The organism is Variovorax sp. BGA-UO-ETr-C22 (genome assembly GCF_059567965.1).
Genome location: NZ_JCAQPA010000005.1, coordinates 44,262 through 55,993 on the forward strand (window position 1 = coordinate 44,262; position 11,732 = coordinate 55,993).

The 11,732-nt window shown below is 60.2% G+C and carries 12 protein-coding genes and 2 pseudogenes; 2 read left to right on the top strand and 12 right to left on the bottom strand.

Annotated features, from left to right (window positions below; translation table 11 throughout):
- Nucleotides 1–8: 8 nt before the first annotated feature.
- The 4 genes from AC57B8_RS01640 to AC57B8_RS01655 all read right to left on the bottom strand — a co-directional run bounded on the left by AC57B8_RS01640 (nucleotide 9) and on the right by AC57B8_RS01655 (nucleotide 4,707).
- Complete coding sequence (locus tag AC57B8_RS01640) at nucleotides 9–1,070, bottom strand: carbohydrate ABC transporter permease (RefSeq protein ID WP_496478444.1); 1,062 nt, start codon at nucleotides 1,068–1,070, stop codon at nucleotides 9–11.
- The gene (locus AC57B8_RS01645; protein ID WP_496478445.1) at nucleotides 1,067–2,230 is read right to left on the bottom strand and encodes a carbohydrate ABC transporter permease; all 1,164 of its coding nucleotides are present in this window, start codon (nucleotides 2,228–2,230) and stop codon (nucleotides 1,067–1,069) included. The genes AC57B8_RS01640 and AC57B8_RS01645 overlap by 4 nt, the downstream gene beginning before the upstream one ends.
- 81 nt (nucleotides 2,231–2,311) lie before the next feature.
- Nucleotides 2,312–3,793 carry an extracellular solute-binding protein gene (locus AC57B8_RS01650; RefSeq protein WP_496478446.1) on the bottom strand — a complete coding sequence of 494 codons (1,482 nt, stop codon included), beginning with the start codon at nucleotides 3,791–3,793 and terminating at the stop codon, nucleotides 2,312–2,314.
- Nucleotides 3,794–3,834: 41 nt separating this feature from the next.
- Nucleotides 3,835–4,707 (bottom strand): phytanoyl-CoA dioxygenase family protein, encoded by an 873-nt coding sequence (locus AC57B8_RS01655; protein WP_496478447.1) that lies wholly within the window; start codon nucleotides 4,705–4,707, stop codon nucleotides 3,835–3,837.
- Between the two features lie 324 nt (nucleotides 4,708–5,031).
- Between AC57B8_RS01655 and AC57B8_RS01660 the strand changes: the two are divergent.
- Nucleotides 5,032–5,250 (top strand): annotated as a pseudogene (locus tag AC57B8_RS01660) (helix-turn-helix transcriptional regulator); the annotation flags it as partial.
- A 126-nt stretch (nucleotides 5,251–5,376) separates the two neighbouring features.
- Here the strand turns inward: AC57B8_RS01660 and AC57B8_RS01665 are convergent.
- From AC57B8_RS01665 to AC57B8_RS01675, 3 genes and pseudogenes are all read right to left on the bottom strand, one after another.
- A pseudogene (locus AC57B8_RS01665) lies at nucleotides 5,377–5,603 on the bottom strand (integrase core domain-containing protein); the annotation flags it as partial.
- Nucleotides 5,604–5,887: 284 nt separating this feature from the next.
- The gene (locus AC57B8_RS01670) at nucleotides 5,888–6,691 is read right to left on the bottom strand and encodes a transporter substrate-binding domain-containing protein (RefSeq protein WP_496478448.1); all 804 of its coding nucleotides are present in this window, start codon (nucleotides 6,689–6,691) and stop codon (nucleotides 5,888–5,890) included.
- Nucleotides 6,692–6,724: 33 nt separating this feature from the next.
- The gene (locus AC57B8_RS01675) at nucleotides 6,725–7,411 is read right to left on the bottom strand and encodes an RraA family protein (RefSeq protein WP_496478449.1); all 687 of its coding nucleotides are present in this window, start codon (nucleotides 7,409–7,411) and stop codon (nucleotides 6,725–6,727) included.
- 93 nt (nucleotides 7,412–7,504) lie between these two features.
- Here AC57B8_RS01675 and AC57B8_RS01680 point away from each other — a divergent pair, with 93 nt between their 5' ends.
- Nucleotides 7,505–8,251: a FadR/GntR family transcriptional regulator gene (locus AC57B8_RS01680; protein WP_496478450.1), complete on the top strand. Its 747-nt coding sequence runs from the start codon at nucleotides 7,505–7,507 to the stop codon at nucleotides 8,249–8,251.
- A gap of 459 nt (nucleotides 8,252–8,710) precedes the next feature.
- On the opposite strand, the gene AC57B8_RS01685 is transcribed toward AC57B8_RS01680, so the two are convergent.
- The 5 genes from AC57B8_RS01685 to AC57B8_RS01705 form a co-directional block, all read right to left on the bottom strand.
- Nucleotides 8,711–9,127, bottom strand: coding sequence for a hypothetical protein (locus tag AC57B8_RS01685; protein WP_496478451.1), 417 nt, complete (start codon nucleotides 9,125–9,127; stop codon nucleotides 8,711–8,713).
- A 115-nt stretch (nucleotides 9,128–9,242) separates the two neighbouring features.
- Nucleotides 9,243–9,623, bottom strand: a complete 381-nt coding sequence (locus tag AC57B8_RS01690; protein ID WP_496478452.1) for a RidA family protein — start codon at nucleotides 9,621–9,623, stop codon at nucleotides 9,243–9,245.
- Between the two features lie 259 nt (nucleotides 9,624–9,882).
- Nucleotides 9,883–10,191 carry a YrhB domain-containing protein gene (locus tag AC57B8_RS01695; protein WP_496478453.1) on the bottom strand — a complete coding sequence of 103 codons (309 nt, stop codon included), beginning with the start codon at nucleotides 10,189–10,191 and terminating at the stop codon, nucleotides 9,883–9,885.
- A gap of 66 nt (nucleotides 10,192–10,257) precedes the next feature.
- On the bottom strand, nucleotides 10,258–10,737 hold the full coding sequence (locus AC57B8_RS01700) for a T6SS immunity protein Tdi1 domain-containing protein (RefSeq protein WP_496478454.1): 480 nt from the start codon (nucleotides 10,735–10,737) through the stop codon (nucleotides 10,258–10,260).
- 806 nt (nucleotides 10,738–11,543) lie between these two features.
- Nucleotides 11,544–11,732, bottom strand: a 189-nt coding sequence (locus AC57B8_RS01705) for a hypothetical protein (protein WP_496478455.1), incomplete at its 5' end; no start/stop codon positions are given.

Below are 11,732 nucleotides of genomic sequence, written 5' to 3' on the forward strand. Positions count from 1 at the left end.
TCTCCGGGTCAACCCTTGACGGCCCCAGCCATCAGGCCGCGGGCGATTTGTTTCTGCAATGCGACGGTCAGTGCGACCACGGGCGCGATCATCAAAATGATGAGCGCAGACATGGTCCACCACTGCGGGCCGCGCGTAGCGTTCTGCGCAGCGATCAGCAGGGGCATCGTCTGGGTGTTGGCAGTGGACAGGAATAGCGCCAGCAGGTACTCGTTCCAGCACAGGATGAAGACCAGTAAGGTCGTTGCCACCAGGCCGTTTCGGGTCATCGGCAGGACGATGGTCCAGAAGATGCGCATCTTCGAGGCGCCATCGATCGCGGCCGACTCTTCCATGTCGATCGGAACGCCGGCGAAGAAGTCACGCATCAGCCAGACGACGATCGGCAGGTTCACCGCCACATAGGTCGCGATCAAGGCAACGCTGGTGTCCAGCAGGCCTGCGCGCTGGAACATGACGTAGATCGGCAGCACGGTCACGACCGGGGGCAAGATGCGATTGGAAACGACCCAGAACAGGACATCGTTGTTGCCAACCTCACGCCGCAGATGCCGCGAGATCGTGGACAGGAACAGGCAGAACAAGCCCATGCCTGACACGAGCGCGACGCCCAGCGGAACATCCAGGGCAGCTGTGGCCACCGCCACCGCCCCGACGATGATGATGAACGCGACAATGGAGCCGACCTTGACCCGGTGCCGCACGCGCACCAGCGAGTAGGCCGCCATGGCGCCGAGCAACACCGCAATGACCGTGCTGATGGCCGCGATGTACAGCGAGTTGAGGTAGGGCCTCAGCGTGTCGCGCCCCGTCTCGACCAGGATGTAGCGCCAAGCATCCAACGAAGGCTCGAAGTCCACGAACGGCAGGTAGAACGGACCATCGCTGACATGCACAGGCAGTTTCAGCGAAGTGATCGCCACCCAGTACAGCGGAAACAGCACCACCACTGCCCAGAAAACGAGGACGGTATAGGCAGCGACGCGGGCAAACGGAGAACTGGAGACAATGTCTCGTGGCTCGAACAGGCGCTGCCAGAGGCTGCGCGGCGGCATAGGGGTTGTTGTCATGCGGCCTCCCGCTCATGGGCACGCGCGCTGCCCGAAGCAAAGTTGAAGAATGCCGAGCAGCCGATCACGGCAATGAACAGCAACATGTAGCCAACCGCCGCCGACTCGCCGAGCTGTTGCGTGCGCCACGCGATGAACGAATGCAGGGTCATGGACTCGGTTGCGATGCCTGGGCCGCCGTTGGTCAGCACGTTGGGCAGGTCGATGATCTTGAAGCTCTCGATCAGCCGGATCAGGACGACGGTGGCCGCGACGGGAGCGATGGCAGGCCAAGTGACGTCGCGGAACACGTCCCATGGACCGGCGCCATCCAGGCGCGCCGCTTCGATCTGCTCCGTGGGCTGGTTCTCTACGGCGGCCAGCAGCACCAGGAACATGAATGGAACCCATTGCCAGGTGTCAGCGATCACGACGACGATGCGGGCCGCCCATGGGTCACTCGCCCAGGAAAATTCACCCAGTCCCAGTCCACTCCACAGTGGCGCCAACGGCCCCATGGACATGTCCGCCATCATGCGAAAGGTGTAGGCAATGCCCACCGGGGTCAACATCAGCGGAATGAAATAGACCACCCTGAAGAAGCTCTTGCCACGCAATGGCAACGCGCAGAGCAAGGCCAGGCCCAGTCCGATGCCAAACTGCGCCGTGACACCCACAACGACGTAGAACAGGGTCGTGACCAGCGAGCCGGGCGCACCCTCTGCGCTCACCGTCCCGACCGATAGCAAGAGCAGCGCCCCTACGAGCATGGCGATGAGCAAGCGTCCGGCCCAGCCGATGACCGAAGACCGTCCGCCACGTGCAGACCGCCACAGCCAGCGCAGCAGCGCGATGCCGGCCAGCGCCATGACGGACCAACCGATGATTCCGGGCGATGCCCAGAAGCCGAGGAAATGATCCTGCTGCGATCCAAACAGCAGCCGCTCGAAGTTGCGCCAGCCGACGTACTCCAACTTGACCCCACCCGCCTCCAGCGAGAAGCGCGACAGCGCCAGGTAGCTCGACGCCAGCAATGGGAAGATGGAGAACGCCAGCAGCACCAGCACTGCCGGCAGCACCATCAGCCGGCTGGAATGGACGTCGAAGCGCTCGGCCAAGCGGGCCATAAGGCCGTCGCCGGCTGCCTCGCTTTGCGCCTGCTCGCGGTAGGTTGCGGACATGGACATCGTGGGGTTCGTTCTGATCGATCGGGGTATAGAGCAAACCGGCCCGTCCAGCGAGCCGGTCCGGTCCTCAGCAGGCTACTTGTCGAGGCCCAACGATGCACGGTAGGCAGCCAATTGCTTGTCCGCGCCGTTGTCCTGGTTCAGTTCTTCCCACGCCTTTTGCAGTTGCGACAGGGTCTGCGCCTTCTTCACACCACCGGACAGGAAGCGAGCCAATGCCGTGTCCAACGCGACCTGCTGGTATGCCTGGTTCTTGGGGATGCGCAGGTCCAGGGCCATGTTGGGGCTCTCCAGGCTGGCCTTGATCGCACCCAGGTAATTCTCGGCCGCGGCCTTGCTCATGCCGGCATCCATCCACAGTTGGATGTTCTGGAAATGCGACAGGCGGTAGGGGTTGAAGCCCGTCTGTCCCAGCGTCACGTCCTTCGAAGACTGCGCGGGGTTGGAGACGTAGGAGAAGAAGTCGTAGGCCGCGCGCTTGACCGCATCCTTGGCCTTGGCATTGACTCCGCCGGACCAACCGCCGAAGGCCGCGTACGGTGCATGGTTGACGCCATCGATGGCATAGGGGCAAAGCTTGACATCGCACTGCGCCAACTTGCCGGTGGTGCGGTCCAGTACCTTGCGCGAGCCCGGCAGCATGATCGCCGCCACCTTGTCCATCACCTTGGAGGTCTTCGCGTCGATGGCCAGGGTGCCGGTATCGCCCCAGTCCAGGGTCAGCGCGCAGCGCCCTGTCATGAACAGGCTTCGTGCGTCGCCGATGTCGTGGTTGATTTCGTCGGGAGGGCCGTACTTGCCAGTCTCCGCATAGGTGTCGAGTGCGGCGCCGAAGGCCTCGTTGTTGACCAATGGTTTGCCGGTCTTCGTGTCGAAGAAGATGCCCTGATTGGTGCCCTGCGATTGCAGGTAGCTCGCAGCGATGGACATGAACATCCAGTAAGACTGGGCATTGCGCTTCTTGGCAATGCAGGACCCGTAGTCTGGTTTGCCGTCGCCGTTGTGGTCCTTCCCGTTCGCCGCCTTGGCAATCGCCAGGTAGTCGTCCCAGGTCTTCGGCGGATTCAGCCCGAGCGACTTCAGCACGTCCGTCCTGTAGTAGACCATCTGGAAATCGCCGTCCATGGTGACCAGGTAGGACTTGCCCTTGTACTTCTGCGAGAAGTCGCGAAAGAACGGAGCGATGTCGTTCTCCTGCAGCGCCTTGTCTGCGGCCATGGAGGCACTGAGATCCTGCAGATAGCCCGGCACGATGTAATCGACTGCCCATTGCGGAGGAATCACGGCGGCGTCGATCGAGTTGGTGCCAGAGGCCCAGTCGGTCAGCACCTTGGTGTACAGGTCCGCGAACGGCACCGTGACAATGTTGATCTTTGCGCCGGTGAGCTTTTCGAAATCCGGCGCACGCCGCTGGAGCGGTTCGGCCGTGATGGGGCCCGTGAAGGTCATGATATTGACCGTCACGCCAGTGTGCTGACCAGCGGCGAAGGCTGATCCTGCTGCGGCGGTTAACGTCGCCGACAAGGCCAGCGAAAAAAAGTTGCGTCCGATATGCATGCGATGTCTCCTCAGTAGTGGGCAATGGGGTGCGGCTAACTTCAGTTCCACCAGCCGTTGTTTTCGCGCTTCTTCTGCCGCAGAACTTCGTCACCAGTCTTGGGCTCGATCTCAAGTAGCCAGCGGTGGACAGGGCTCATGCGCTCGTACAGATCAGGGGTCAGGTAGTCGATCTGGCACAACTGCTGCGGCAGATCGCGGCGTGTGTAAGTCAGGTGCAGCACACGGCGCAGCGCATCAGTGTTCTTGAGCGTGCCGGCATGCCAGATGGAGGAATTGATGATGACGACATCGCCGGCTTTGCCCGTCACCAGAACTTGGCCTGGATACGGCGCATCGAGGTCGGCCGGCACGCGCGCCTGCTCCTCGGGAGTCAGTGGCATAGGCTCCCAGTCCGCCTGGTTGATGTAGGGCACATTGATCGGAGCCCAGTGGTGAGAACCGGGTACAACGCGGGTCGGCCCGTTGTCCAAGGTCATATCGTCAAACAGGACAATGGCATTGAGAACCCACCAGTCCTCCGGAAAGAGCTTCGGCACATCAACATGGAGCTGTTGCTGTCCATACCCTTTGACCGGATCGCGCAGGTTGGCGCCGTGCACTTTGAATTCGCCGAGCAGGTACTGGGCGGCGGCCAACACCGGCTTGAGCTCCAGGCAGGCATCGTAGACGTCAGTTTTGTTGAAGATGTCCGAGATCCGTCGAGCACCTGGCTCGATGTGCACCTCACCCCCACCTTGATCGCGCTCCTTTGCATGGATGCGCTCAAACTCTTCTGCCATGCGTGCGCACTCGGTAGGCGACAGCACGCCCCTGACGATGTAGAAGCCGTTGCTATCCAGTTGTTGACGGTGCTCAGGCGTGAAGTCGCTTGGCTGAACGCCAAGCTTGTTCAAGGCTTGCTTCGAATACATGTTGCTCCTTCAGGTGGTCAGAAGATCGCTCGCAGGTGGACCTCAGTCCTTAGGCGAAACGTTTAGCTAAACGATTCGCTGTAGTCTAGGATTGCGTCCAACAACGCATGTATGGGGGAAACCCGAGTTTTACCGGTCTAACGAAGTGGGGGCGTGGGGCGAAGGCCTCAGCCCGGAACAGATCGTGGCGCAAGCCCGGCGCTGCGGCGGCATTTCTCGGTTGCCGAGACCTGGCTGCCCGGCCGCACGTTGGTGAAGCTGTTAGCGCCAGTGCAATCGAGATCAGCGCTTTAGCTGGTCAAGATTGCGCTGGCACTAACAAGCGTGGGCGAACGGACACTGCACCGGCTGTTCTCCAAGGAGATCGGGATGACCTTCGCGCAATGGCGTGAGCAAGCGCGCTTGCTACACGCACTTCGGAGGATCGCCGAGGGTGACAAGCTCATCGAGGTAGCCTTCGATTGTGGGTACTCCAGTCCGAGCGCATTTGCAGCGATGTTCAGGCGACATTTCAAGACATCGCCGTCAACCTTTTACCGGTGATATTTCGCTCTCTTGGGCCTGGGCGGATGACTAGAAAGAAGTCGCTCCCGAGCGACCGGACAAACTTTGCCTGTCGGCTTGGTTGCAACAGCTAAATCAGCTTGCCCCCGTATTTCAGGCCACGGGCTATTCGCAATGCCGCGTCTGCTCGGTCTGAGCAAAGCGCTGTTGTGCAGCGCGATGCTGCCTGAACTCCCTGGGTGATTTCATCTTCAATGCCGAATGCGGGTGCACCTCGTTGAAGTGCTCGAAGGCGGCGGCCATCTGCGCCATCACCGTTCTCGCATCGGCAAGGTCCACCGGCTAACGTAGCCTCGCTTGAACGTGTTCACGAAGCTCTCGGCTATGCCGTTGACGAAGGATGCGAACGATTGGCACGCGCCTGCAACACATTGGAGAAGATCTGATCAGGTTCTGATCCGAGCCGCTGTTAGATGTTCGACAGCACCGAGTGCGATTTCGGCACGGATATAAGAACGACTCGGACCTAGGCTTGCTGACTCAGTGAGACTAGACATGATGGTCGCTCTATTGGCGAAGGAAGGCTCGTCTCCGGTATCGTGGATTGCACACTCAGGTGCGCAACCCACGATACCGGAGACGAGCCCTTCGCGGCGCTATCGAGCGACCATGATGTCTAGGAGCTCGGCAGCGCCGGGAAGTCGGTGCCCAGCCATTTTCGATAGAGCTTGTTCAATTCGCCATTGCCCTTGTTTCGCACCACGAACTCATCCACGGCCTTCTTCAGTTCGAGCTGGCCCGGTCGCAACACGATGCCCATGACCTGCTGACGCAACAGCATCTTCTGCTCGTAGGTGTTGGCCGGTGCGCGCTGAGCGATCTGCGCGGCCACGGTGGTGGAGCAGCCGATGGCATCGACCTGGCCGGATAGCAGCGCCTGCATGGCCGATGCGTCGTCATCGAAGCGACGGATCTCGGTGCCCTCGGGCGCCATACCCGTCAATGTGACATCCTGCACGCTGGCGCGAGCCACCCCCAGGCGCTTGCCCTTGAAGTCGGCCGCCGCCTTGATCTCGGCCTTTCTGGCGCCATAGAGCACCACGGATGCCGCTGCATAGGGGATCGAGAAATCCACCTGCTTCGCACGCTCGGGGGTGATGGCCAGTGAGGCAACCAGCAGGTCGACCTTGTTGGTTAGCAGGAAGGGAATTCGATTCGGGCCCGTGACTGGCACGATGTTGACCTTGACGCTCCAGTCCTTGGCCAGCAGCTTGGCCACGTCGGCGTCGTAGCCGTCGGGTTGATTCTTGGCGTCGGTGGTTCCGTAGGGCGGAAAGTCGACCAGCATGCCGATGGTGATCTCGCCCTTCTTCTTGAAGTCAGCCACGGTTTGGGCCGAGGCGAAAGGCGCGAGCACGGTCAGCGCAGCGCCAAGGCCCAGGGCTGCCAGGACGACGCGGCGGTTGGAGGTACGGGTCATGGTCTGTGTCTCTTTGCTTGTCATGGGTGCGCGCTACATCACGCCGAATGTCTTGAATGCCTCAACGGTGCTCATGCCGTTCTTGATGGCCCTGCGGACGCTGCTTTCCGTGGCGACCTTTTCCAGCGCGAGGCCGATGGCCTCCACCTCGGCCTCGCGGGGAATGATCAGCACGCCGTCCTGATCGCCGAAAACGATGTCGCCTGGGCGCACGCGGACACCCTGGATCTCCACCGGCACGCGGTAGTCCACTACCTTGCCACGCGGCCCCTGGTCCTGGGAGTAGCCGCCGAGCGAGAACACGGGCAGGCCCAACTCGATCACCTCCGTCGTGTCGCGGGAATAGCCGTCCAGCACCGCGCCGGCGGCCTTCAGGTGCATGGCGCGCGTCGTCATAAGGCCGCCCCACAGCGCGAACTGGGGCGCTGATCCGGTAGCGACGTAAACCTCGTGGGGCGCAAGGTCGTCGAGCGCGTGGAACAACAGGCCGAAGGCCTGCTGGCTCAGCGGGGATTTGCCCTCGGGCTCAGCGCGCGAGAAACAGTTGGTCTCCAGCACCGGCATGGCGCGGCCTACGACGACCATTGAGCGCTCGACCGGCTTGATCGCCGGCGATAGGAACTGGTGCATCAGCCCGAGCGTGTCGAGAATGTCGCCGACCACGGCCGGAAACAGGCGCGTGCGCATAAGACCGAACAGCTCGGCATCATCTTTCCACATGGATTCTTGCCTCCTTGAGAGAGGTGGATTGAACGCGCCAGATCCTGCGACGACAAGCTGTCACCCTGTATGATAGGTCTGAAGGACCAAGCCATGACAGCACACCCCTTCGTCCCCGGCCGCCTTGAGCGGAACTCGCTGACCGAGCAGGCGGTGCAAAGCCTGCTCCAGCACATCCAGGACGCCAAACTGGGCCCAGGTGCGCCGCTGCCTTCAGAAGCGCGGCTGGGCGAGTCGCTCGGCGTCAGTCGGACGGTCGTGCGGGAGGCACTGAGAACCCTGAAGGGCCTGGGCGTCGTGGAAATCGCCAATGGCAGGAGTCCAATCATCCGACGCGACCTGGACGCGTCAGCGCTCGGCATCTATTTCTCGCGCGCGTTGCTGGTGCTGGAGAACTCGACGGAAGACTTGATGGACGTGCGCGCGAGCCTCGAAGGCCGCGCGGCCTCGCTGGCCGCCCGACGGCACACCCCGGAGCAACTGACTCGCATGTCTGATCTGATCATTCAGATGCAGACGCAACTGCGCCGTCCTTCCGTCTATGCGTCACTCGATACCGAATTGCATCTGGAAATCGCGCGCGCCAGCGGCAATCTGCTGTTGTTTCAAATGATCGAGTCAGTTCGCGCTTCGCTTGAGGTGCAATCCCGCAAGGGCATGGAACGACGCAAGACCGAGGCTAGCTTGCAGAAGGTGCAGGACGGCCACGCCGAACTCGTAGCGCTGATCGGTGACGGCAATGCAGAAGGCGCAACGGAATGCATGCGCTTGCATATCGAGAGTGCGCTGCGCATACTGAGCACGTCAGCCGCACGTCGTCCAAAACGGTTGAAACCATAGCCTGGGTCCTGCCTGGTTGTCCATTTTTTTGCGCGCTGCACTTGTTTTCAACGTGGCCGGTGTCCACGCACAGCTTGTGTCGTCGCAAGCGCAGCTTTCGCTCGCGCTGACAGCACTGCGTCTGAGCAGAAGGTCTGATCGGAATTGAGTCCCTTGGCCGGATTTTTCCGCGGTAGAGACACTTCCGCCTCATGACAACCCTCGAGGCGCGCGTGGAGAGACACCTTAGATACAGCCCTGTGATAGCTCGGTGTGGAGGAGCAACAGCGTCGTGTCGTGGGTGCAACAACCGTCGTGGCAATCCTCCCCATGTGCCGACGTTCGCCCAGACGGGCTTCACTGCCATTACGCTGGTACGGCCGGGAGGGGGCAGGTCAACTTCAACGCCACCGAGTGGCCGCTTCCGAAAAAAATGTCGCATTCGGGCCCGACGCGGAAGTAGCGGCTGCTCTGAGCCAGTCACTCAGAGCCGGCAGACCAAGGCTCCGTGTCGTAGAACATCGATAGCGAGACGGCTGGCACCAGTACAAGCCGAAATCCCGCCTTGCGGGAAAGCCGAATCGCTCCCTCTCGACTGCTTTCGAGATGCCCAATGAACTCGATGAACTTAAGGTACTGTGAGTTCCTTGTGCGAACCTCCTCGCAGTAGCTCAGCCGGGCCGCTGCTATTGGGGCCGCCTGCGCGGCCACGCTCAGTTTGATCCCAAGCTCCATTCCATAGTCAACGCGAAGTTCGGCCGAGATCGAAGGGGAGCTGAAGGTATAGACGTAGCCTTCTTTCTCGTCCCCTTCGCAGCTTGATGCCAGCGCAAGCAGCTCCACAACATCCGCTCTTTTTTTGAGAGCTTGACGTTCGTGCGAAAGTAGGGTCGGCATGAGAATTTCTTTACTCGTTTGTGGGTTGATTCGGGAGCTCAGACGGGCGACCGCTGGTGACCAGCAGCCGGCGCTGCCCCTCTCACTGCGGTGACAGGCGTCAGTCGGCGGGGTATCAGGACCGTAGCGCGGTGACTTCGATCTCGATCTTCATACGCGGATCCGCCAACCCCGCTGAGATCATCATGGCAGCGGGGCGAACTTCGCCGAAGTATTTACGCAGCACCGGCCAGCACCGGCTGAACTCAGCACCATTTGGCAAGACATACGTAACACGAACGACATCCTGCAAGCTGGCGTTCGCTTCTCGCAATGCGGACTCAATGTTCTTCAAACATTGCTCGGTCTGTTCAATCAGGCTGTCCGAGATGGACATGGTGTTGTAGTCAAAGCCTGTAGTGCCCGAAACAAACACCCAGTCACCAACTACTACCGCACGGGAGTATCCGATCTCCTGCTCGAAGGTCGAGCCTGAACTGATGAGTCTTCTGGTCATTGGGTATCCCTGGTGGAGATTACGTGGCCGATAGGTCGCGTCAAGTGCTCGCTGCGCCCGTATTTTTCCTTGGCGGGCCGGTCTCTGATCGACGACGCACTCGAAAGACGGCGCGCCTCGGGCGCGGAAAGCACAACCCAAATCGACCATTCCGGCCGAAATGGGCGGCATTCACGCACGTCGGATCCCGGCCGACTGTAGCCGAAGCTATGCCGACTGAGCGAGGCCCGTAGCGGCTGCATGACTTGCTCCGAAACAGTCATCTACCTGGTCTCTGCGGCCCCATCACCGTACCGATTCTTGTCACAAGGATTGGTCCATTCCCGACCACCGAGTACTCAATATCCCCCGTGGCGATAAGGCGAACAGTCTGGTAGGGAAATAGCCATCCTTCGTAGGACGCCCGAATTGCGGCATCAACGATTGTGTAGGCCCCTCCTGGAGGAGGCGAGATGCGCTCCGTGATGTACTGTTCCGCCAAGACACGCGCATCGCGCATTTCTATATTCATCGACATCACCTTTTTATGTACGGGAGTGAATCTCATCACAGCCTCGCCCACGTCCATCAGTGACCGGTCTTGGGCTGCGTTCTTCCGCACCGATGACCAGCCGCCCCTCGCTGAAAGCAGTGGCTACCAAATTTTGTACCAAGGCTTTCTCTCCCTCGACGACTCAGGAACAGCCTGGAACTGACGGTGAAGCTGCCCCATCAGCGATTGATAGAGCGGCATGCTAAAGAGCTGCAAATTTGCGACCTCCAACTTCCCTCCAAGCAATGGGTGAAGTTTCCATCCAAGACACTCATCTAGCTGAGGCTCAAGTCCATTTCCCGCGGCGATGGGGAGCCAGCCCGCGATAAAGGTTTTCTCCAGCCAGTCGGCGGATTTGTTGAACGTGTTGTATTCGTTGGAGTTGCGGGCCACCTGCAGATAGGTCCCTTCGAGGACTGAGAGTACCCACAGGCTGCCGTCAGGCTTGCCGAACACCCAATCGCCAAACGCAGAAATGAAAAGAGGGGTGCCGTCGGGTGGGACGAGCCAACTCCATTCCCGCAAGAAATCGTCGACTTCGTACTTTCCCGCCTCGACCATGAGTGGTCGGAGTGAGTTCATGAATGCCTCCTAACGAAATGTAGATCGCGGGAAGCCCGGGTCGCCATCGAGAACAAACATCGCCTGGCGGGCTCCGTCTGCGCAGACGGAGCAGCATCGCGCCGCGGCGGCGAAGGTTGGGTCTTGGCGACAAGAACCCTCCATTATTTGCCGTTACAGCACAAGTCCCTTTCCGAGAAGAAGTCGTACCGCTCTTGCGCGAATGAAGAAAGTGAGGAACTGGGATCACTCGGCAATGGGATCAGTATGGCTCGTGCGCGGCCGAAGCCTTGTCGCTTAACCATTTTTGAGATTTGAGGCGAATTGCAGCATGAATGCCTACGTGTGCCAGGTTTACTGCGTGAAAGTTGAGAGACCAAACAATGTGACGAAAGTCTGGTCCTTGCACGTCCGAGAATTCACGCGCCTACATCGTGCGCAACGAGGACGTATCGGGTTATTCCGATCTTTTCAAGCAAATGATGGACTTGCTTTGCGAGAGTCTGCATGTCGCATGCCGTCCATTAGGCAATCAGAATCATCTTTGTCCTTTTAAATCTGGCGCAACAATCTTGTACGTTCTAGCAAGCTGTGCCATCACTTGGCGCCATGCGAACCAGCTCTGCGGCGATCCGTGGGATCAGGAGGAAGTGCTTCCAGCAATTGCTGCGCGCCGTGAATCGCGGACCGTTCTGCAACGTACTGATCGATCCTGTCGATTTATCACGCTCCCCGATCCGGGGTCACACGAATAGCCATTGCAGCGGTGATTGCGCTCGAAGATGACGGAGTTGGAGCCAAGAAAAAGCAAGGCTGTGCGGGCCCGCTCAGCGCTGTACAGATCGACCGCTACGGCGACGCACTGCCGCCGATCCGCGCGTTCGTGCCTCCGATGGAGCCTGTCCTGAATTTTGTGTTCGAGGCATAGCATGACGAGAAGGAGCATGTATGCCAGTGAGCAAGACGAAGATGAAGAACGCGGCGATCGCCGCCAGGATGGCGGCCTTGCCATCGAT

Coding starts and splice junctions, on each gene's coding strand:
- AC57B8_RS01640 (WP_496478444.1), bottom strand. CDS start 1,070: ATGACAACAACCCCTATGCCGCCGCGCAGCCTCTGGCAGCGCCTGTTC.
- AC57B8_RS01645 (WP_496478445.1), bottom strand. CDS start 2,230: ATGTCCGCAACCTACCGCGAGCAGGCGCAAAGCGAGGCAGCCGGCGAC.
- AC57B8_RS01650 (WP_496478446.1), bottom strand. CDS start 3,793: ATGCATATCGGACGCAACTTTTTTTCGCTGGCCTTGTCGGCGACGTTA.
- AC57B8_RS01655 (WP_496478447.1), bottom strand. CDS start 4,707: ATGTATTCGAAGCAAGCCTTGAACAAGCTTGGCGTTCAGCCAAGCGAC.
- AC57B8_RS01670 (WP_496478448.1), bottom strand. CDS start 6,691: ATGACCCGTACCTCCAACCGCCGCGTCGTCCTGGCAGCCCTGGGCCTT.
- AC57B8_RS01675 (WP_496478449.1), bottom strand. CDS start 7,411: ATGTGGAAAGATGATGCCGAGCTGTTCGGTCTTATGCGCACGCGCCTG.
- AC57B8_RS01680 (WP_496478450.1), top strand. CDS start 7,505: ATGACAGCACACCCCTTCGTCCCCGGCCGCCTTGAGCGGAACTCGCTG.
- AC57B8_RS01685 (WP_496478451.1), bottom strand. CDS start 9,127: ATGCCGACCCTACTTTCGCACGAACGTCAAGCTCTCAAAAAAAGAGCG.
- AC57B8_RS01690 (WP_496478452.1), bottom strand. CDS start 9,623: ATGACCAGAAGACTCATCAGTTCAGGCTCGACCTTCGAGCAGGAGATC.
- AC57B8_RS01695 (WP_496478453.1), bottom strand. CDS start 10,191: ATGGACGTGGGCGAGGCTGTGATGAGATTCACTCCCGTACATAAAAAG.
- AC57B8_RS01700 (WP_496478454.1), bottom strand. CDS start 10,737: ATGAACTCACTCCGACCACTCATGGTCGAGGCGGGAAAGTACGAAGTC.